Raw genomic sequence first — 19,341 nt, forward strand, 5'->3', positions numbered from 1 at the left:
GACCACCTCGGGCGCCGGGTGGACAGCCCCCACCGCATCCCGATCCCGGACCCCCGGGAGCCGGTGCGCGGACCAGGAGGGGCCGACACGCCCGGGTGCGGGGGTCGGTTCGGGACGCAAGACCCCCCGGGGTAGTCGCGCGACGGGCGACGATCCGGACCAAGCCGGCCGTCCAGGGTGACGGGTGCCGGTCAGACCAGACTCATCAACAAGACGGAGACGTAGTGCCTACGATCCAGCAGCTGGTCCGCAAGGGCCGGACGCCGAAGACGAACAAGTCGAAGACACCTGCCCTGCAGGGCAGCCCGCAGCGCCGCGGTGTCTGCACCCGCGTGTACACGACCACCCCGAAGAAGCCGAACTCGGCTCTCCGCAAGGTCGCGCGCGTCAAGCTCTCCTCGGGCATCGAGGTCACGGCCTACATCCCCGGTGAGGGCCACAACCTGCAGGAGCACTCCATCGTGCTCGTCCGCGGCGGTCGCGTGAAGGACCTGCCCGGTGTGCGCTACAAGATCATCCGTGGTGCTCTGGACACCCAGGGCGTGAAGAACCGTAAGCAGGCGCGCAGCCGCTACGGCGCGAAGAAGGGCTGAACCGATGCCTCGTAAGGGTCCCGCCCCCCGCCGGCCGCTGATCGTCGACCCCGTCTACGGCTCGCCGGTCGTCACGCAGCTCATCAACAAGGTCCTCCTCGACGGCAAGAAGTCCGTCGCCGAGGCCATCGTCTACGGCGCGCTCGAGGGCGTCCGCGAGAAGACCCAGGGCGACCCGGTCGTCGTGCTCAAGCGCGCGCTGGACAACGTCCGCCCGTCGCTCGAGGTCCGCTCCCGCCGCGTCGGTGGCGCCACCTACCAGGTCCCGGTCGAGGTCCGCCCCGTCCGCCAGACCACGCTCGCGCTGCGCTGGCTCACGGACTACTCGCGGGCTCGCCGCGAGAAGACCATGACCGAGCGCCTCATGAACGAGATCCTCGACGCCAGCAACGGCCTGGGCGCCGCGGTGAAGCGCCGCGAGGACATGCACAAGATGGCCGAGTCCAACAAGGCGTTCGCCCACTACCGCTGGTAATCCCAGCAGTAGGGCGGACCCCACTACCGAGGGGCTGAACCTGTGGCACTGGACGTGCTCACGGACCTGAACAAGGTCCGGAACATCGGCATCATGGCGCACATCGATGCCGGCAAGACCACGACGACCGAGCGGATCCTGTACTACACGGGCGTCAACTACAAGATCGGCGAGACCCACGACGGCGCGTCGACCACGGACTGGATGGAGCAGGAGCAGGAGCGTGGCATCACGATCACGTCCGCTGCTGTGACCGCCTTCTGGAACAAGGGCAAGTCGAACGAGACGCAGATCAACGTCATCGACACGCCCGGTCACGTGGACTTCACCGTCGAGGTGGAGCGCTCGCTGCGCGTGCTCGACGGCGCGGTCGCGGTGTTCGACGGCAAGGAGGGCGTGGAGCCCCAGTCGGAGACCGTGTGGCGCCAGGCCGACAAGTACGAGGTCCCGCGCATCTGCTTCGTCAACAAGATGGACAAGCTGGGTGCGGACTTCTACTTCACGGTCGACACCATCGTGAACCGCCTCAAGGCCAAGCCGCTGGTCATCCAGCTGCCGATCGGCTCCGAGAACGACTTCATCGGCGTCGTGGACCTGGTCGAGATGCGCGCGCTCGTGTGGCGCGGCGAGACCGAGATGGGCGCGAAGTACGAGATCGAGGAGATCCCGGCCGACCTCCAGGAGCGGGCCGAGCAGTTCCGCAGCGAGCTGCTCGAGGCCGTCGCCGAGACGGACGACGAGCTGCTCGAGAAGTTCCTGGGCGGTGAGGAGCTCACGGTCGCCGAGATCAAGTCCGGCATCCGCAAGCTCACCATCTCCGGCGAGGCGTTCCCGGTCCTGTGCGGCTCGGCGTTCAAGAACAAGGGCGTCCAGCCCATGCTCGACGCCGTCGTCGACTACCTCCCGTCGCCCCTCGACGTCCCGGCCATCCAGGGCCACGACGTCAAGGACCCGGAGGTCGTCATCGAGCGGCACCCGGACGCCACCGAGCCGTTCTCGGCCCTGGCGTTCAAGATCGCCGCGCACCCGTTCTTCGGCAAGCTCACCTTCATCCGGGTGTACTCGGGCAAGGTCGTGCAGGGCGCCCAGGTCATGAACTCGACCAAGGGCAAGAAGGAGCGCATCGGGAAGATCTTCCAGATGCACGCCAACAAGGAGAACCCGGTCGACGAGGCCACGGCCGGCCACATCTACGCGTTCATCGGTCTCAAGGACGTCACCACCGGTGACACCCTGTCGGACATGAACGCGCAGGTCATCCTCGAGTCGATGACCTTCCCCGAGCCGGTCATCGACGTGGCCATCGAGCCCAAGACGAAGGCCGACCAGGAGAAGCTCTCCACGGCGATCCAGAAGCTCGCCGAGGAGGACCCGACCTTCCGCGTCCGCCTGGACGAGGAGACCGGCCAGACCGTCATCGGCGGCATGGGCGAGCTCCACCTCGACATCCTCGTCGACCGCATGCGTCGCGAGTTCAAGGTCGAGGCGAACGTCGGCAAGCCGCAGGTGGCGTACCGCGAGACGATCCGCCGCACGGTGGAGAAGATCGACTACACCCACAAGAAGCAGACGGGTGGCTCGGGCCAGTTCGCGAAGGTCCAGATGACCTTCGAGCCGCTGGTGTCCGAGGACGGCGAGATGTACGCGTTCGTGAACGCCGTCACCGGTGGTCGCGTCCCGCGCGAGTACATCCCGTCCGTCGACCAGGGCATCCAGAGCGCCATGCAGCTCGGCGTGCTGGCCGGCTTCCCGCTGGTCGGCATCAAGGCCACGCTGCTCGACGGTGCGGCGCACGACGTCGACTCGTCCGAGATGGCGTTCAAGATCGCCGGCTCGATGATCCTCAAGGAGGCCGTCCGCAAGGCGGACCCGGTCCTCCTCGAGCCGATCATGGCCGTCGAGGTGCGCACGCCCGAGGACTACATGGGCGACGTCATCGGCGACATCAACTCGCGTCGCGGCATGATCCAGTCCATGGAGGACGCGACGGGCGTGAAGGTGATCCGCGCCCAGGTGCCGCTCTCCGAGATGTTCGGGTACGTCGGCGACCTGCGGTCCAAGACCCAGGGTCGTGCGGTGTACTCGATGCAGTTCGACAGCTACGCCGAGGTGCCTCGGAATGTTGCCGACGAGATCATCAAGAAGACCCGGGGCGAGTAGTCCCACAGGTCGAACCAAGAACGACCACCCAACCGACCCGTAGGACCGCACGTCCGCGGGGGGCCGCACGGCCCCCCGCATCGTTCGGCAATCTCTACACCAGAGTCCTGAGGAGGACCCAGTGGGCAAGGCGAAGTTCGAGCGGACCAAGCCGCACGTCAACATCGGGACCATCGGTCACGTCGACCACGGCAAGACGACGCTGACCGCTGCCATCTCGAAGGTGCTGCACGACAAGTACCCGGAGCTGAACCCCTTCACGCCGTTCGACGAGATCGACAAGGCGCCCGAGGAGAAGCAGCGCGGCATCACGATCAACATCGCGCACGTCGAGTACCAGACGGAGAAGCGTCACTACGCTCACGTCGACGCGCCGGGTCACGCCGACTACATCAAGAACATGATCACGGGTGCGGCGCAGATGGACGGCGCCATCCTCGTGGTCGCCGCCACCGACGGCCCGATGGCCCAGACGCGCGAGCACGTCCTGCTCGCCCGCCAGGTCGGCGTGCCCTACCTGCTCGTGGCGCTCAACAAGTCCGACATGGTCGACGACGAGGAGATCCTCGAGCTCGTCGAGATGGAGGTCCGCGAGCTGCTGTCGTCGCAGGGCTTCGACGGCGACAACGCGCCCGTCATCCGCGTCTCCGGCCTGAAGGCCCTCGAGGGCGACCCGCAGTGGGTCAAGTCCGTCGAGGACCTGCTGGACGCCGTGGACGAGTCCGTGCCGGAGCCGGTGCGTGACATGGACAAGCCGTTCCTCATGCCGATCGAGGACGTCTTCACGATCACCGGTCGTGGCACCGTCGTCACCGGCAAGGTCGACCGCGGCAAGCTGCAGATCAACTCCGAGGTCGAGATCGTCGGCATCCGCCCGGCGCAGAAGACCACGGTCACCGGCATCGAGATGTTCCACAAGCAGATGGACGAGGCCTGGGCCGGCGAGAACTGCGGTCTGCTGCTCCGCGGCACCAAGCGCGAGGACGTCGAGCGCGGCCAGGTCGTCGTGAAGCCGGGCTCGATCACCCCGCACACCGAGTTCGAGGGCCAGGTCTACATCCTGGCCAAGGACGAGGGCGGGCGTCACAACCCGTTCTACTCGAACTACCGTCCGCAGTTCTACTTCCGGACCACGGACGTCACCGGCGTCATCACGCTGCCCGAGGGCACCGAGATGGTCATGCCCGGCGACAACACGGAGATCTCCGTGACGCTGATCCAGCCCATCGCGATGGAGGAGGGCCTCGGCTTCGCCATCCGCGAGGGTGGCCGCACCGTCGGCTCGGGCCGCGTCACCAAGATCATCAAGTGATCTGACCCCCACGGGGGACTGATCGACCGGGAGGGCCCGGGTGCTTCGGCACCCGGGCCCTCCTGCGTGCCCGGGGGCGTGCCGCTGCCGAGCGCGGCAGGCCCAGCCCGGTGCGGTAGCTGGAGGCACCGCGCTCGGCGGGATCTCCCGCGCTCGGCGGGATCTCCCGCGCTCGGCGACCGGGGCAGATCCGCCCTGGGGACGACGGCGAGGGCGGGTCGCTGGGTGGCAGCGTGGGCGGATGAGCTCCACGCACTCCGAGACGGCGGCCGCCCCCCTCCTGACGCCCGCGCTCCTGCGCGCCAGGGGCGAGAACGTGGACGGTCTGGCACGGGACGTGCGCCGGGGTGTCCTGCGCCGAGTCCGCCGCGGTGTGTACTGCGCCGCGCCGTCGTGGGACGACGCGCGCGGAGCGGATCGCCACCTGCTGCGGGTCCGCGCCGCCGCCGGTGCGCTGCGCGACCCCGTCTTCTCGCACCGGTCCGCGGCGGCGGTGTGGGGGCTGCCGACGCTGGGTCCGTGGCCCGACGACGTCCAGGTGCTCGTGCCGTCGGCCGGCGGCGGGCGGTCGGCGCCCGGTGTGCGGAAGTGGTCGACGGCTCAGCCGCCGGTGCCGGTGACCCGTGACAGCCTGCGGGTGACGGCCCTGGCCAGGACCGTGGTCGACCTGGCGTGCACCGAGCCGTTCGCGTCGGCGGTGGTCGCGGCCGACCACGCGCTCGGACGGCTGGGCCTCGACGTCGACAGCGCCCGGGACGTGCTCGCGGCGCGGGGGTCGGCGCGCGGTGTGCGGCAGGCCCGCGACGTCCTCGCGTTCGCGGACGGCCGGTCGGAGTCGCCGGGGGAGTCCCTGAGCCGGGTGCGCATGCGCGAGGCCGGGGCACCGGCGCCGGTGCTGCAGCAGGAGCTGCGTGACGGGGACGGGTTCATCGGGCGGGTCGACTTCTGGTGGCCCGACCGGCGCCTGGTGGGGGAGTTCGACGGTCGGCTCAAGTACCGGACGGACGGCGTGGGCGACACCCGCGCGGTGGAGGAGCGGCTCTGGGCGGAGAAGCAGCGGGAGGACCGCATCCGCTCCCACGGGATCCGCGTGGTCCGCTGGACCTGGCAGGACGCCCTCGACCCCGCGCGCCTGCGCGGCCTGCTGAGCGCCGCCGGCCTGCTCGGCGTGCGGCCGGGCGCCGAGCGCGGTGCTCCGCGCCGAGCGCGGTAGCCTGGGCCACCGCGCTCGGCTGGACCTGCCGCGCTCGGCGCAGTCGGCGCGCTGGGCGCGAGCGGCGCTGCGCGGGGCCGGGGCGCGTGATCGCGCGGGTGTGATGCAGGTCCGGTTGGACCTTTCGGGTCCCGGCTGGCACACTAGACAAGTTGCCCGACGACGGGGGTGTCTGCGCGCGTGCGCCCGGACACCCCGAGAGCGGGCACGGGACGCGTGCGGGTCCAGCAGCAAGCCCGGGGTCACCCGGCGTCGGACCCGATCACCACAACGACCTCGTCCCAGCCGGCGCGCGCCCCGCGCACCCGGCCGGGGCCGGCGCGGAGGAACGTCGCGAATCGCGACACGCCCGAGTGCGGGGGTCGGACACCAAGCAGTTCGAGAGAGAGAAGCAGACGACGCCATGGCGGGACAGAAGATCCGCATCCGGCTCAAGTCCTACGACCACGAGGTCATCGACAGCTCGGCGCGCAAGATCGTCGACACGGTGAGCCGCGCTGGTGCGACGGTCGTGGGTCCGGTGCCGCTCCCGACGGAGAAGAACGTCTTCGTCGTCATCCGGTCGCCCCACAAGTACAAGGACAGCCGCGAGCACTTCGAGATGCGGACGCACAAGCGGCTCATCGACATCATCGATCCCACGCCGAAGGCGGTCGACTCGCTCATGCGTCTCGACCTGCCGGCCGACGTGAACATCGAGATCAAGCTCTGACGCTGGGAAGGAACTGATCTTTCATGGTTACCCAGCAGAACGCGCGCCCCGTCACGGCGGTGCTCGGCACGAAGCTCGGCATGACGCAGGTGTGGGACGCCAACGGGCGTCTCGTCCCCGTCACCGTGGTCTCGGTCGGCACCAACGTCGTGACCCAGGTGCGCTCCGCTGAGGCCGACGGCTACGCCGCGGTGCAGCTGGCCTACGGCCAGGTGGACCCGCGCAAGGTCACGAAGCCGCTGAAGGGCCACTTCGAGAAGGCGGGGGTCACCCCCCGTCGGCACGTGGCCGAGATCCGGACGCCGAACGCCGCCGAGTTCACCCTCGGCCAGGAGATCACCGCGGAGGCCTTCGAGGCCGGCGCGCTGGTCGACGTCATCGGCACCACCAAGGGCAAGGGCACCGCCGGTGTCATGAAGCGCCACGGGTTCGCCGGTGTCAGCGCCTCCCACGGTGCGCACCGCAACCACCGCAAGCCGGGCTCGATCGGTGGCGCCTCGACGCCGTCGCGCGTGTTCAAGGGCCTGCGGATGGCCGGTCGCATGGGCGCCGCCCGTCAGACCACCCAGAACCTGACCGTCCACGCGGTCGACGCCGAGAAGGGTCTGCTGCTGCTCAAGGGCGCGGTTCCGGGCCCGAAGCGTGGCGTCGTCGTCGTGCGTACCGCCGTGAAGGGGGCATGAGCCTCATGTCCGAGACGCTGACCGTCGACGTGCTCGACGCCCAGGGCAAGAAGGCCGGTACGGCCGACCTGCCCGGTGAGGTGTTCGACGCGCAGACGAACGTCCCGCTGATCCACCAGGTGGTCGTCGCCCAGCTCGCCGCCGCGCGCCAGGGCACCCACGACACCAAGACCCGCGGCGAGGTCCGCGGTGGTGGCAAGAAGCCGTACAAGCAGAAGGGCACCGGCCGCGCCCGCCAGGGTTCGACCCGTGCGCCGCAGTTCGCCGGCGGTGGCACCGTCCACGGCCCGACCCCGCGCGACTACTCCCAGCGGACCCCGAAGAAGATGAAGGCCGCGGCGCTCCGCGGTGCTCTCTCGGACCGCGCCCGCGCCGGCCGCGTCCACGTCGTCACCGGCTTCGGTGTCAACGAGGCGCCGTCGACCAAGGCCGCGCTGCAGGTCCTGGACACGCTGTCCGGCCGCAAGCACGTCCTCGTGGTCGTGGAGCGCGCGGACGAGCTGGCCTGGAAGTCGCTGCGCAACGTCGAGCGGGTCCACCTGCTCGTCGCCGACCAGCTCAACACCTACGACGTGCTCGTCTCCGACGACGTCGTGTTCACCCAGGGCGCGCTCGACACGTTCCTCGCCGGTCCCGTCAAGGGCCGCGGCGCGACCGCCGTCGCGACGTCGTCCGAGGCCGAGGAGGACGCCAAGTGACCACCGTCGCCAAGGACCCCCGCGACATCCTGATCGCGCCGGTCGTCTCCGAGAAGAGCTACGGGCTGCTCGACGAGGGCAAGTACACCTTCATCGTCGACCCGCGCGCGAACAAGACCGAGATCAAGATCGCCGTCGAGCAGGTCTTCTCGGTCAAGGTCGACTCCGTGAACACGATCAACCGCAAGGGCAAGACGCGGCGGACCCGTTCCGGCACCGGCAAGCGCAAGGACACGAAGCGCGCGATCGTCACCCTCCGCGAGGGCACGATCGACATCTTCGGCGGACCGGTCGGCTGACCGGGCCCGAGAGCAGATTGAGGACAGATCCCCATGGGAATCCGTAAGTACAAGCCGACGACGCCGGGGCGCCGCGGCGCGAGCGTCGCCGACTTCGTCGAGATCACGCGCTCCACGCCGGAGAAGTCTCTGGTCCGCCCGCTGCACAAGACCGGTGGTCGCAACTCGACCGGCCGCGTCACCATGCGGCACCAGGGTGGTGGCCACAAGCGCGCCTACCGCGTGATCGACTTCCGTCGTCACGACAAGGACGGCGTGCCGGCCAAGGTCGCGCACATCGAGTACGACCCGAACCGCACGGCGCGCATCGCGCTCCTGCACTACGCGGACGGCGAGAAGCGTTACATCATCGCGCCGAACAAGCTGAAGCAGGGCGACGTCGTCGAGAACGGCGCCGGCGCCGACATCAAGCCCGGCAACAACCTGCCGCTGCGCAACATCCCGACCGGTACGGTCATCCACGCCATCGAGCTGAAGCCCGGTGGCGGCGCGAAGATCGCCCGCTCGGCCGGTGCGTCCGTGCAGCTCGTCGCGAAGGACGGCCCGTACGCGCAGCTGCGCATGCCGTCCGGCGAGATCCGCAACGTCGACCTGCGCTGCCGCGCCACGGTCGGCGAGGTGGGCAACGCCGAGCAGTCGAACATCAACTGGGGCAAGGCCGGCCGCATGCGCTGGAAGGGCAAGCGCCCCTCGGTCCGCGGTGTCGCGATGAACCCGATCGACCACCCGCACGGTGGTGGTGAGGGCAAGACGTCCGGTGGTCGTCACCCGGTGAGCCCCTGGGGCCAGCCGGAGGGCCGCACGCGTCGTCCGAACAAGCCGAGCGACAAGCTCATCGTCCGTCGCCGCCGCACCGGCAAGAAGCGCTGATAGGAGCCGGGAGATATGCCTCGCAGCCTGAAGAAGGGGCCCTTCGTCGACGGGCACCTGCAGAAGAAGGTCGACGCGCAGAACGCCGCCGGCACCAAGAACGTCATCAAGACGTGGTCGCGTCGTTCGATGATCACCCCGGACTTCCTGGGCCACACGTTCGCGGTGCACGACGGCCGCAAGCACACGCCGGTGTTCGTCACGGAGTCGATGGTCGGGCACAAGCTCGGCGAGTTCGCCCCGACGCGGACGTTCCGCGGCCACGAGAAGGACGACCGGAAGGGCCGTCGCCGCTGACCCCCGGGTCGGCTGAGCGACTGCCCTGACGGCAGAGACAAGAAGGCAGGACAGCAATGGAAGCCAAGGCGAAGGCGCGGTTCGTCCGCGTCACGCCCCAGAAGGCCCGGCGCGTCGTGGACCTCATCCGTGGCAAGCAGGCCGGCGAGGCCGTGTCGACGCTGAAGTTCGCGCCGCAGGCCGCTGGCGAGACGGTCCTCAAGGTCGTCGAGTCGGCGATCGCGAACGCCCGCGAGGGCGCCAAGCGTGCCGGTGAGCGCTTCGACGAGGGCAACCTCTACGTGGCCGAGGCGTTCGTGGACGAGGGTCCGACGCTGAAGCGGTTCCGCCCCCGGGCGCAGGGCCGCGCGAGCCAGATCCTCAAGCGCACGAGCCACATCACCGTGGTCGTCGCCGAGCGTGAGACGAAGGGAAGGGCCTGACAGTGGGACAGAAGGTCAACCCGCTCGGGTACCGCCTGGGCATCACGACCGATCACCGCTCGCGGTGGTTCGCCGACTCGACCAAGCCGGGTCAGCGCTACCGCGACTACGTCCGCGAGGACGTGCAGATCCGCAAGCTCATGAGCACGGGTCTCGAGCGCGCGGGCATCGCGAAGGTGGAGATCGAGCGCACGCGTGACCGCGTCCGCGTCGACATCCACACCGCGCGCCCGGGCATCGTCATCGGCCGCCGCGGCGCCGAGGCGGACCGCATCCGCGGTGAGCTCGAGAAGCTCACGGGCAAGCAGGTGCAGCTCAACATCCTCGAGGTCAAGAACGCCGAGATCGAGGCGCAGCTGGTCGCCCAGGGCATCGCGGAGCAGCTCGCCTCGCGCGTGTCCTTCCGTCGTGCGATGCGCAAGGGCATGCAGTCCGCGCAGCGCGCCGGCGCCAAGGGCATCCGGGTGCAGGTCTCCGGCCGCCTCGGCGGCGCGGAGATGAGCCGCACGGAGTTCTACCGCGAGGGTCGCGTGCCGCTGCACACGCTCCGCGCGAACATCGACTACGGCTTCTTCGAGGCCCGCACGACCTTCGGCCGCATCGGCGTGAAGGTCTGGGTCTACAAGGGCGACATGACCGAGCGCGACTTCGCCCGTGAGCAGGCCACCCAGGCCCCGCGGCAGTCCCGCGGCCCCCGTGGGGACCGTGGCGACCGCGGCGGCGACCGCGGCCCGCGCGGCGGCGGCCGCCGGAACGAGCGGACCGAGGCCCCCGCGGCCGAGGCCACCGCTGCTCCGGCCGCCGAGGCGACGACCGCTCCTGAGACCGGAACGGAGGCCTGAGCCGTGCTGATCCCGCGCAGGCTGAAGCACCGCAAGCAGCACCACCCCGGGCGCTCCGGCGCCGCGACGGGTGGCACCTCGATCGCGTTCGGCGAGTACGGCATCCAGGCCCTCGAGCCCGCCTACGTGACGAACCGCCAGATCGAGGCTGCTCGTATCGCGATGACCCGCCACATCAAGCGTGGCGGCAAGGTCTGGATCAACATCTACCCGGACCGTCCGCTCACGAAGAAGCCCGCCGAGACCCGCATGGGTTCCGGCAAGGGCTCGCCGGAGTGGTGGATCGCCAACGTCAAGCCCGGCCGAGTGATGTTCGAGCTCGCCGGCGTCCCGGAGCCCCTGGCGCGCGAGGCCATGCGCCGCGCGCAGCACAAGCTCCCGATGAAGACCCGTTTCGTGGTTCGCGAGGGTGGTAACTGATGGCTATCGGCACCAAGGACCTGGCTCCCACCGAGCTGGACGCCTTCGACGACGAGCGCCTCGTGGCCGAGCTGAAGAAGGCCAAGGAGGAGCTGTTCAACCTGCGCTTCCAGTCGGCCACCGGTCAGCTCGAGAGCCACGGCCGCCTCAAGGCCGTGCGTCGCGACATCGCGCGGATCTACACGATCCTGCGCGAGCGCGAGCTCGGCATCCGGACCGCGCCCAGCGCGAGCGAGTGAGGACTCGATGAGCGAGAACACCAACGAGACCACCACCGCTACGGGGACCGCGCGTCCCTACCGCAAGACGCGGCGCGGCTACGTGGTCAGCGACAAGATGGACAAGACCGTCGTGGTCGAGGTCGAGGACCGGGTCAAGCACCCGCTCTACGGCAAGGTCATCCGGCGGACCAGCAAGGTCAAGGCGCACGACGAGGCCTCGTCGGCCGGCATCGGCGACCTGGTCCTCATCATGGAGACCCGCCCGCTGTCCGCCACCAAGCGGTGGCGTCTGGTGGAGATCCTCGAGAAGGCGAAGTAAGGCGCAGCCTTCTCGTCCACTACCCGTTCGGCCAGGCTCGCCGTGTGCGAGAACCGGCAGACGACAGGAGTTGTAGATGATTCAGCAGGAGTCGCGACTGCGTGTCGCCGACAACACGGGTGCCAAGGAGATCCTCTGCATCCGCGTTCTCGGTGGCTCCGGCCGTCGCTACGCCGGTATCGGTGACGTCATCGTCGCCACCGTCAAGGACGCGATCCCCGGCGGCAACGTCAAGAAGGGCGACGTCGTCAAGGCGGTCGTCGTGCGCACCCGCAAGGAGCGCCGTCGCGTCGACGGCTCGTACATCAAGTTCGACGAGAACGCCGCGGTGATCCTCAAGAACGACGGCGAGCCCCGTGGCACGCGCATCTTCGGCCCGGTGGGCCGCGAGCTGCGCGACAAGAAGTTCATGAAGATCATCTCGCTGGCGCCGGAGGTGCTCTGACATGGCGAAGATCAAGAAGGGCGACCTGGTGGTCGTCATCTCCGGCTCCCGCAAGGACCGGGGCAAGCAGGGGCGCGTCCTCGAGGTCCTCACGGACCGCGACCGCGTCCTGGTCGAGGGCGTGCACCGCATCACGAAGCACACCAAGGTGGGGCAGAGCCAGCGCGGCTCCCGCACCGGTGGCATCGAGACGGTCGAGGCGCCCATCCACATCAGCAACGTGATGCTGGTCGACCCGGAGACCAAGCGTGGCACCCGGGTCGGCTACCGCACCGAGCAGGTCGAGCGCGACGGCCGGACCCGCACCGTTCGGGTCCGCGTCGCCAAGCGCTCCGGTAAGGACATCTGATGACCGCCACCGACGAGACGACCCGGGCGTACCCGGTCCCGCGCCTGAAGGTCCGGTACAACGACGCCATCCGCACCGCGCTCCGCGAGGAGTTCTCCCACGAGAACGTGAACCAGGTCGCGCGCCTGGTGAAGGTCGTCGTGAACATGGGTGTCGGTGACGCGGCGAAGGACTCGAAGCTGATCGAGGGCGCGATCCGCGACCTCCAGCAGATCACGGGCCAGAAGCCCCAGGTCACCAAGGCCCGCAAGTCCATCGCGCAGTTCAAGCTGCGCGAGGGCATGCCGATCGGCGCCCACGTGACGCTGCGCGGCGACCGTGCCTGGGAGTTCCTGGACCGCCTGCTGTCGACCGCCCTGCCCCGCATCCGCGACTTCCGCGGGCTGTCGGGCAAGCAGTTCGACGGCCACGGCAACTACACCTTCGGTCTGACCGAGCAGTCGATGTTCCACGAGATCGACCAGGACAAGATCGACCGTGTCCGCGGCATGGACATCACGGTGGTCACCACCGCGACCACGGACGCGGAGGGCCGGGCGCTCCTGAAGCACCTGGGCTTCCCGTTCAAGGAGGAGGACTGACATGGCGAAGACCGCCCTGATCAACAAGGCCGCGGGCAAGCAGAAGTTCGCCGTGCGGGCCTACACCCGGTGCCAGCGGTGCGGCCGTCCGCACTCCGTGTACCGCAAGTTCGGCCTGTGCCGGATCTGCGTGCGCGAGATGGCCCACGCGGGCCAGCTCCCCGGCGTGACCAAGAGCAGCTGGTAACAACGACGTCGTAGGTCCGCGGCGGCCCGCCCCCTCGAGGGCGGGCGCCGCGGAAACCACGGCGAGGAAGGGCGGAAGCCCCCATGACGATGACCGACCCGATCGCAGACTTCCTGACTCGTCTGCGCAACGCGAACTCGGCTCACCACGACACGGTGACCATCCCGTACTCGAAGCTGAAGTCGCACATCGCGGAGATCCTGCAGGCCGAGGGCTACATCGCCGGCTGGACGACCGAGGACGCCCGCGTGGGCAAGAACCTCGTGGTCGAGCTGAAGTACGGCCCCAGCCGCGAGCGTGCGCTCGCCGGCATCAAGCGCGTGTCGAAGCCCGGCCTCCGGGTGTACGCGAAGTCCACCAACCTGCCGAAGGTCCTCGGTGGCCTGGGCGTGGCGATCCTGTCCACGTCCTCCGGTCTCCTGACGGACAAGCAGGCCGCCAAGAAGGGCGTGGGTGGGGAAGTCCTCGCCTACGTCTGGTAAGTCCGAGACGGAAAGGAGCTAGCCAATGTCTCGTATCGGCAGAATCCCCGTCACGGTCCCGGCCGGCGTGGACGTCACCATCAACGGCGCCGTCGTGACGGTGAAGGGCCCGAAGGGCACCCTCACGCACACGGTCGCGTCCCCCATCGAGGTCGCGCGCGACGAGGACGGGGCCCTCGTGGTCACCCGTCCCAACGACGAGCGCCTCTCGCGGTCGCTGCACGGCCTCACGCGCACCCTGCTGGCCAACCTCGTCACCGGCGTCACCGCCGGCTACGAGAAGAAGCTGGAGATCGTCGGCACCGGTTACCGCGTGACCGCGAAGGGCGACGCGCTCGAGTTCGCGCTCGGCTTCAGCCACCCGGTGTCCGTGACGCCGCCCGCCGGCATCACCTTCGCCGTCGAGTCCCCGACCAAGTTCTCGGTCGCGGGCATCGACAAGCAGCAGGTGGGCGAGGTCGCCGCGAACATCCGCAAGATCCGCAAGCCCGAGCCGTACAAGGGCAAGGGCGTGCGCTACGCGGGCGAGAACGTCCGCCGCAAGGTCGGAAAGGCTGGTAAGTGAGCCATGGCGATCACCATCATCGGTAAGGGCAAGTTCAAGGCCCGCAAGCGCCGCCACCTCCGGCTGCGCAAGAAGGTCGCCGGCACCGCCGCGCGCCCGCGCCTGGTCGTCACCCGGTCGAACCGCAACCTCGTCGCGCAGGTCGTCGACGACGCCGTGGGCCGCACCCTGGTCTCCGCCTCGACGCTCGAGGCGGACCTGCGGGGCGCCGAGGGCGACAAGACGGCCAAGGCCCGTCGCGTCGGCGAGCTGATCGCCGAGCGCGCCAAGGCGGCCGGCATCGACGCGGTGGTCTTCGACCGCGGCGGCAACAAGTACCACGGGCGTGTGGCCGCAGTGGCCGACGCCGCCCGCGAGGGCGGTCTGGCGCTGTGACGACGACCATTCCCGCATCGAAGAAGAGGATCCACTGATGGCTGCTCCTCAGCGCAGCAACACGGGCGCTCCCCAGGGCCAGGGTGGCGGTGACCGCCGCGACGGCGGTCGTCGCGACGGCCGCCGGGGCGACGCCGCCGAGAAGAGCGCGTTCCTCGAGCGCGTCGTGTCCATCAACCGCGTGGCCAAGGTCGTCAAGGGTGGTCGCCGGTTCAGCTTCACCGCCCTGGTCGTCGTCGGCGACGGCGACGGCACGGTCGGTGTCGGCTACGGCAAGGCCAAGGAGGTGCCCGCGGCGATCGCCAAGGGTGTCGAGGAGGCGAAGAAGAACTTCTTCCGCGTCCCCCGCATCCAGGGCACCATCACCCACCCCATCCAGGGTGAGGCCGCTGCCGGCGTCGTCTTCCTGCGTCCCGCCTCCCCGGGTACCGGCGTGATCGCCGGCGGTCCGGTGCGTGCGGTGCTCGAGTGCGCCGGCGTCCACGACATCCTGTCGAAGTCCCTCGGCTCCTCCAACGCCATCAACATCGTGCACGCCACGGTCGCGGCGCTGAAGGGTCTCGAGGAGCCGGCCGCCGTGGCGGCGCGCCGCGGTCTGCCGCTCGAGCACGTCGCCCCGGCGCCGCTGCTGAAGGCGCAGGCGGCGGGTCGTGCGGCCAAGACCGAGAAGGTGGGTGCCTGATGGCCCGCCTCAAGGTGACCCAGACCAAGTCCGCCATCGGCGGCAAGCAGAACCAGCGCGACACGCTGCGCACCCTGGGCCTGAAGCGGATCGGCGACGTCGTCGTCAAGGAGGACCGTCCTGAGATCCGCGGCATGGTCAAGACGGTGACGCACCTCGTCGCGGTCGAGGAGGTGGAGTGACGATGGCGGAGAAGGAGACCGAGAAGGTCGAGGAGACCGCTGCCGCGGCTCCCAAGGCCACGCGCGCCAAGAAGGCGACGGCGACCGAGTCGGCTGCCGCCGAGAAGCCGGCTCGGAAGACCCCGGCCCGCACGACCAAGGCGAAGGCCGAGGCCGAGGCGGCTGCCGAGGAGAAGCCGGCGGCGAAGGCGAAGGCCCCCAAGGCCGCCGCGGCCAAGGCCCCCAAGGCCGAGGCGCAGGCGACCGAGGGTGCCGGCGGCACGCTCAAGGTGCACCACCTGCGTCCGGCCCCGGGTGCCAAGACCGCCAAGACCCGCGTGGGTCGTGGTGAGGCGTCCAAGGGCAAGACCGCCGGTCGCGGTACCAAGGGCACCAAGGCCCGGTACCAGGTGCCGGAGCGCTTCGAGGGCGGGCAGATGCCGCTGCACATGCGGCTGCCCAAGCTCCGCGGCTTCAAGAACCCGTTCCGGGTCGAGTACCAGGTCGTGAACCTGGACAAGCTGTCGGCGCTGTACCCCGAGGGCGGCGACGTCACCGTGGCCGACCTGGTCGCGAAGGGCGCGGTCCGCAAGGGCCAGCCCGTCAAGGTGCTCGGCACCGGCGAGCTCACGGTCAAGCTGTCCGTGGCCGTCGACGCGTACTCCGGCTCGGCCAAGGACAAGATCCTGGCCGCCGGCGGCAGCGTCGCGCAGGACTGACCCAGACGAACGGGGTCGGCGAGGGCTCCAGGCCCCGCCGGCCCCGTTCGGCTTTTCCCCTCGGGGGGACCGGGCCGCCCCGGCCCGCGCACCCGCACGGCCCGCCACCGCACCGCCGGGGGCGATGCCCACCCAGCGACGGAAGTCCGTTAGGGTTCGGCAGGGCGTCGGGCGCCGTGGTGCGCCCGACCCGACGACGGACCGGCGCGCGGCGCGCCGGCCGCCTCGACGACATCCCGCTTCGGCGGAGCAGGAGGACACGTGCTCAGCGCATTCGTGCGGGCGTTCCGGACACCCGACCTGCGGCGCAAGCTGCTGTTCACCATCGGCATCATGGTGATCTTCCGGATCGGCTCGTTCCTGCCGACCCCGGGCGTGTCCTACCCGAACGTGCAGATCTGCATCGACCAGGGCGAGTCCAACACCCTGCTCGGCCTGGTGAACCTGTTCAGCGGCGGTGCGCTGCTGCAGCTGTCGGTGTTCGCGCTCGGGATCATGCCGTACATCACCGCGAGCATCATCATCCAGCTGCTGCGCGTGGTCATCCCGCGGTTCGAGGCCCTGCACAAGGAGGGCCAGTCGGGCACCGCGAAGCTCACGCAGTACACGCGGTACCTGACGATCGGCCTCGCGGTCCTGCAGTCGACGACGGTCATCATCACCGCCCGCAACGGCCAGCTGTTCGCCGGCTGCTCCGTGGACGTGATCCCGGACGGCAGCATCCAGACCACGCTGCTCATGATCATCACGATGACCGCCGGCACCGGCCTCATCATGTGGCTGGGCGAGCTCATCACCGAGCGCGGCGTCGGCAACGGCATGTCCCTGCTCATCTTCACCTCGATCGCGGCGTCCTTCCCGGGCGCGATGTGGTCGATCGCGGGCGGCTCCGGCGGCATCGGCGCGTTCCTGATCATCATGGCGATCATCGTCCTGGTCATCGCGCTGGTCGTCTTCGTCGAGCAGTCCCAGCGCCGCATCCCGGTGCAGTACGCCAAGCGCATGGTGGGGCGCCGCACCTACGGCGGGTCCTCGACCTACATCCCGATCAAGATCAACATGGCCGGCGTCATCCCGGTGATCTTCGCGTCGTCCCTGCTGCAGGTCCCCGCGCTGCTCGCCGGCTTCGGCGACCAGACCGCCGGCTGGAAGCAGTGGGTCGCGGCGAACGTCGCCGACCCGGGCGCGCCGCTGCACATCGCGCTGTACGTCCTGCTGATCGTCTTCTTCTGCTACTTCTACACGGCGATCACGTTCAACCCGGACGAGGTCGCGGACAACATGAAGCGGTACGGCGGGTTCATCCCCGGCATCCGCGCCGGCCGCCCCACGGCCGAGTACCTGGACTACGTGATCACCCGCATCACCGCGCCCGGGTCCATCTACCTCGCGCTGGTCGCGCTCATCCCGACCATCGCGTTCATCGCGCTCGGCGTCGGCACGAACATCCCGTTCGGCGGCTCGTCGATCCTCATCGTCGTGGGCGTCGGCCTGGAGACGGTGAAGCAGATCCAGTCGCAGCTCGAGCAGCGCCACTACGAAGGGTTCCTCCGATGAGCCACGACCCCGGCTCCACCGCCCGTCTCGTCCTGCTCGGCCCCCCCGGGGCCGGCAAGGGCACCCAGGCCGCGCGCCTGGCCGAGCGGCTCGGCGTCCCGGCCATCTCGACCGGCGACATCTTCCGCGCGAACATCAAGGGCGGCACCGAGCTCGGCCGCACCGCCCAGGAGTACACCGCGCGCGGCGAGCTCGTCCCCGACGAGGTCACGAACGCCATGGTGCGCGACCGGCTCGCGCAGCCGGACGCCGCCCGCGGCTTCCTGCTCGACGGCTACCCGCGGAACACCGCCCAGGTCGGCGAGCTCGACGCGATCCTCGGGGCCGACGGCCGCGCTCTGGACGCCGCGCTCGAGATCACCGCGGACGCGGACGTCGTCGTCGACCGGCTGCTCAAGCGCGCCGAGATCGAGGGCCGCGCGGACGACACCGAGCCGGTGATCCGCCGGCGCCTGGACGTGTACGCCGAGCAGACCGCCCCGGTGTCGGGGCTGTACGCCGAGCGCGACCTCCTGGTGCGCGTGGACGGCATCGGCGAGGTCGACGAGGTCACCGACCGTCTGCTGGCGGCCCTCGCCTCGCAGGTCGGCTGACCGGCGGGGGAGTCGTGTTCGGACGCGAGAAGATCGAGCTCAAGACGCCCGACCAGGTGCTGCTCATGCGGCGCGCCGGGCTCGTGGTCGCCGACGCCCTGGCGGCCGCGCGCGCGGCCGCGGTGCCGGGCGCGACGACGGCCGACCTGGACGCCGTCGCCGCGGCGGTGATCGCGGACGCCGGCGCGCTGCCGTCGTTCCTCGGGTACTACGACTACCCGGCGACCATCTGCGTGTCGGTGAACGACGAGGTCGTGCACGGCATCCCGTCCGGTCGCGAGCTGCAGCCGGGCGACGTCGTGTCGATCGACTGCGGCGCGATCGTCGAGGGCTGGCACGGCGACTCGGCCCTGACCCTGGTGCTGCCGGAGGCCGACCCCGCCGACCAGGCGCTGGCGGACCTGACCGAGCGCTGCATGTGGGACGGCATCGCCGCGCTCGCCGGCGAGGGCGGCGGGATCGCCGACCGGCTCGCGGTCGTGGGCGACGCGGTCGAGGACGCCGTCGCGGCGGCGGACGCCTCGGTGAACGGCGGCGTGCCGTTCGGCATCGTGCAGGACTACGTCGGGCACGGCATCGGCTCCGCGATGCACCAGCCGCCGGACGTGCTGAACTACCGCTCCCGTGACCGCGGGCCGAAGCTGCGCCCCGGCATGTGCCTGGCGGTCGAGCCGATGATCACCCGCGGCGGCCACGCCACCGAGGTGCTCGACGACGACTGGACGGTCGTCACCGCCGACGGCTCGCGCGCCGCGCACTGGGAGCACTCGGTCGCGCTGCACGAGGGCGGCATCTGGGTGCTCACGGCCGTCGACGGCGGCGCGGCGGAGCTCGCCGCGCGCGGCGTGACGGTCGCCCCGCTGGGCTGACGCCCGGGCGCGGGCGCGCGCCCGCCCGCCCTCCCGAGACCCACCTCCCCGCCGCGGGGACGGTGGGTCTCGTCGTACGCGGGGCGTGCGACGGCCGACGGCGCCGGGCCCGTCACCCGGCCGGGGCGCCGGGCGACCCGTGCGGGTGAATCCCGTCCCCCCGGCGGGTGCTAGCACCTCACCTCAAAGCGGACAGACCAGGTCAGAGGGGTGCTTTCACCCCATAGCGGACTCATGACG

General features: G+C 70.2%; 29 protein-coding genes. All 29 read left to right on the forward strand.

The genetic code is table 11. From position 1 onward, the window contains the following. Positions 1-224 precede the first annotated feature (224 nt). The 29 genes from rpsL (at position 225) to map (ending at position 19,101) form a co-directional block, all read left to right on the forward strand. Complete coding sequence (gene rpsL / locus FS882_RS14760) at positions 225-593, forward strand: 30S ribosomal protein S12 (protein ID WP_122147700.1); 369 nt, start codon at positions 225-227, stop codon at positions 591-593. 4 nt (positions 594-597) lie between these two features. Continuing rightward, positions 598-1,068: a 30S ribosomal protein S7 gene (gene rpsG / locus FS882_RS14765; RefSeq protein ID WP_122147699.1), complete on the forward strand. Its 471-nt coding sequence runs from the start codon at positions 598-600 to the stop codon at positions 1,066-1,068. 42 nt (positions 1,069-1,110) lie between these two features. Beyond that, positions 1,111-3,228, forward strand: coding sequence for an elongation factor G (gene fusA / locus FS882_RS14770; RefSeq protein WP_158374044.1), 2,118 nt, complete (start codon positions 1,111-1,113; stop codon positions 3,226-3,228). Between the two features lie 121 nt (positions 3,229-3,349). Then, on the forward strand, positions 3,350-4,540 hold the full coding sequence (gene tuf, locus FS882_RS14775; protein ID WP_158374047.1) for an elongation factor Tu: 1,191 nt from the start codon (positions 3,350-3,352) through the stop codon (positions 4,538-4,540). Positions 4,541-4,781: 241 nt separating this feature from the next. Then, complete coding sequence (locus tag FS882_RS14780) at positions 4,782-5,753, forward strand: hypothetical protein (protein ID WP_158374049.1); 972 nt, start codon at positions 4,782-4,784, stop codon at positions 5,751-5,753. Positions 5,754-6,156: 403 nt separating this feature from the next. After that, on the forward strand, positions 6,157-6,465 hold the full coding sequence (gene rpsJ, locus FS882_RS14785) for a 30S ribosomal protein S10 (RefSeq protein ID WP_122147693.1): 309 nt from the start codon (positions 6,157-6,159) through the stop codon (positions 6,463-6,465). Between the two features lie 23 nt (positions 6,466-6,488). Then, positions 6,489-7,148, forward strand: coding sequence for a 50S ribosomal protein L3 (rplC, locus tag FS882_RS14790; RefSeq protein ID WP_158374050.1), 660 nt, complete (start codon positions 6,489-6,491; stop codon positions 7,146-7,148). A 5-nt stretch (positions 7,149-7,153) separates the two neighbouring features. Next, positions 7,154-7,846 carry a 50S ribosomal protein L4 gene (gene rplD / locus FS882_RS14795; protein ID WP_147796935.1) on the forward strand — a complete coding sequence of 231 codons (693 nt, stop codon included), beginning with the start codon at positions 7,154-7,156 and terminating at the stop codon, positions 7,844-7,846. Beyond that, positions 7,843-8,145 (forward strand): 50S ribosomal protein L23, encoded by a 303-nt coding sequence (gene rplW / locus FS882_RS14800; RefSeq protein ID WP_154728246.1) that lies wholly within the window; start codon positions 7,843-7,845, stop codon positions 8,143-8,145. Before rplD ends, rplW begins: the two co-directional genes overlap by 4 nt. Before the next feature lie 33 nt (positions 8,146-8,178). Next, positions 8,179-9,015, forward strand: a complete 837-nt coding sequence (gene rplB, locus FS882_RS14805; protein WP_154728247.1) for a 50S ribosomal protein L2 — start codon at positions 8,179-8,181, stop codon at positions 9,013-9,015. A 15-nt stretch (positions 9,016-9,030) separates the two neighbouring features. Continuing rightward, positions 9,031-9,312, forward strand: coding sequence for a 30S ribosomal protein S19 (gene rpsS / locus FS882_RS14810; RefSeq protein WP_146838615.1), 282 nt, complete (start codon positions 9,031-9,033; stop codon positions 9,310-9,312). 56 nt (positions 9,313-9,368) lie between these two features. Next, the gene (gene rplV, locus FS882_RS14815; RefSeq protein ID WP_147794357.1) at positions 9,369-9,734 is read left to right on the forward strand and encodes a 50S ribosomal protein L22; all 366 of its coding nucleotides are present in this window, start codon (positions 9,369-9,371) and stop codon (positions 9,732-9,734) included. A gap of 2 nt (positions 9,735-9,736) precedes the next feature. Continuing rightward, positions 9,737-10,576, forward strand: a complete 840-nt coding sequence (gene rpsC / locus FS882_RS14820) for a 30S ribosomal protein S3 (protein WP_147794356.1) — start codon at positions 9,737-9,739, stop codon at positions 10,574-10,576. Positions 10,577-10,579: 3 nt separating this feature from the next. After that, positions 10,580-10,996, forward strand: coding sequence for a 50S ribosomal protein L16 (gene rplP / locus FS882_RS14825; RefSeq protein WP_154728249.1), 417 nt, complete (start codon positions 10,580-10,582; stop codon positions 10,994-10,996). Beyond that, on the forward strand, positions 10,996-11,235 hold the full coding sequence (gene rpmC / locus FS882_RS14830; protein WP_109130752.1) for a 50S ribosomal protein L29: 240 nt from the start codon (positions 10,996-10,998) through the stop codon (positions 11,233-11,235). The genes rplP and rpmC overlap by 1 nt, the downstream gene beginning before the upstream one ends. 7 nt (positions 11,236-11,242) lie before the next feature. Further along, positions 11,243-11,536, forward strand: a complete 294-nt coding sequence (gene rpsQ / locus FS882_RS14835) for a 30S ribosomal protein S17 (protein WP_158374052.1) — start codon at positions 11,243-11,245, stop codon at positions 11,534-11,536. A 76-nt stretch (positions 11,537-11,612) separates the two neighbouring features. Beyond that, complete coding sequence (gene rplN, locus FS882_RS14840) at positions 11,613-11,981, forward strand: 50S ribosomal protein L14 (RefSeq protein ID WP_146838605.1); 369 nt, start codon at positions 11,613-11,615, stop codon at positions 11,979-11,981. Between the two features lies 1 nt (position 11,982). Beyond that, a complete protein-coding gene (gene rplX / locus FS882_RS14845; RefSeq protein WP_154728251.1) occupies positions 11,983-12,330 on the forward strand; it encodes a 50S ribosomal protein L24 in 348 nt (115 codons plus the stop codon). Further along, the gene (gene rplE / locus FS882_RS14850; protein ID WP_158374053.1) at positions 12,330-12,911 is read left to right on the forward strand and encodes a 50S ribosomal protein L5; all 582 of its coding nucleotides are present in this window, start codon (positions 12,330-12,332) and stop codon (positions 12,909-12,911) included. The genes rplX and rplE overlap by 1 nt, the downstream gene beginning before the upstream one ends. Before the next feature lies 1 nt (position 12,912). Then, positions 12,913-13,098 carry a type Z 30S ribosomal protein S14 gene (locus FS882_RS14855; RefSeq protein WP_122147680.1) on the forward strand — a complete coding sequence of 62 codons (186 nt, stop codon included), beginning with the start codon at positions 12,913-12,915 and terminating at the stop codon, positions 13,096-13,098. Between the two features lie 83 nt (positions 13,099-13,181). After that, on the forward strand, positions 13,182-13,580 hold the full coding sequence (gene rpsH / locus FS882_RS14860) for a 30S ribosomal protein S8 (RefSeq protein ID WP_158374054.1): 399 nt from the start codon (positions 13,182-13,184) through the stop codon (positions 13,578-13,580). Positions 13,581-13,605: 25 nt separating this feature from the next. Then, entirely contained in the window at positions 13,606-14,145 is a 540-nt protein-coding gene (gene rplF / locus FS882_RS14865; protein ID WP_158374055.1) for a 50S ribosomal protein L6, read from the forward strand. Between the two features lie 3 nt (positions 14,146-14,148). Further along, positions 14,149-14,520: a 50S ribosomal protein L18 gene (rplR, locus tag FS882_RS14870; protein WP_158374056.1), complete on the forward strand. Its 372-nt coding sequence runs from the start codon at positions 14,149-14,151 to the stop codon at positions 14,518-14,520. A gap of 37 nt (positions 14,521-14,557) precedes the next feature. Next, positions 14,558-15,202, forward strand: coding sequence for a 30S ribosomal protein S5 (gene rpsE, locus FS882_RS14875; RefSeq protein WP_147794349.1), 645 nt, complete (start codon positions 14,558-14,560; stop codon positions 15,200-15,202). Next, positions 15,202-15,384, forward strand: a complete 183-nt coding sequence (gene rpmD / locus FS882_RS14880; protein ID WP_146838591.1) for a 50S ribosomal protein L30 — start codon at positions 15,202-15,204, stop codon at positions 15,382-15,384. Before rpsE ends, rpmD begins: the two co-directional genes overlap by 1 nt. 2 nt (positions 15,385-15,386) lie before the next feature. Continuing rightward, on the forward strand, positions 15,387-16,082 hold the full coding sequence (gene rplO / locus FS882_RS14885; protein ID WP_158374057.1) for a 50S ribosomal protein L15: 696 nt from the start codon (positions 15,387-15,389) through the stop codon (positions 16,080-16,082). A gap of 261 nt (positions 16,083-16,343) precedes the next feature. Next, the gene (gene secY, locus FS882_RS14890; RefSeq protein ID WP_158374059.1) at positions 16,344-17,639 is read left to right on the forward strand and encodes a preprotein translocase subunit SecY; all 1,296 of its coding nucleotides are present in this window, start codon (positions 16,344-16,346) and stop codon (positions 17,637-17,639) included. Then, positions 17,636-18,232, forward strand: coding sequence for an adenylate kinase (locus tag FS882_RS14895; RefSeq protein WP_158374061.1), 597 nt, complete (start codon positions 17,636-17,638; stop codon positions 18,230-18,232). Before secY ends, FS882_RS14895 begins: the two co-directional genes overlap by 4 nt. A gap of 14 nt (positions 18,233-18,246) precedes the next feature. Then, positions 18,247-19,101 carry a type I methionyl aminopeptidase gene (map, locus tag FS882_RS14900; protein WP_158374063.1) on the forward strand — a complete coding sequence of 285 codons (855 nt, stop codon included), beginning with the start codon at positions 18,247-18,249 and terminating at the stop codon, positions 19,099-19,101. Positions 19,102-19,341 lie beyond the last annotated feature (240 nt).

This window comes from Cellulosimicrobium cellulans (assembly GCF_007679345.1).
In the GTDB taxonomy this organism is placed as follows: Bacteria; Actinomycetota; Actinomycetes; order Actinomycetales; family Cellulomonadaceae; genus Cellulomonas; species Cellulomonas cellulans_A.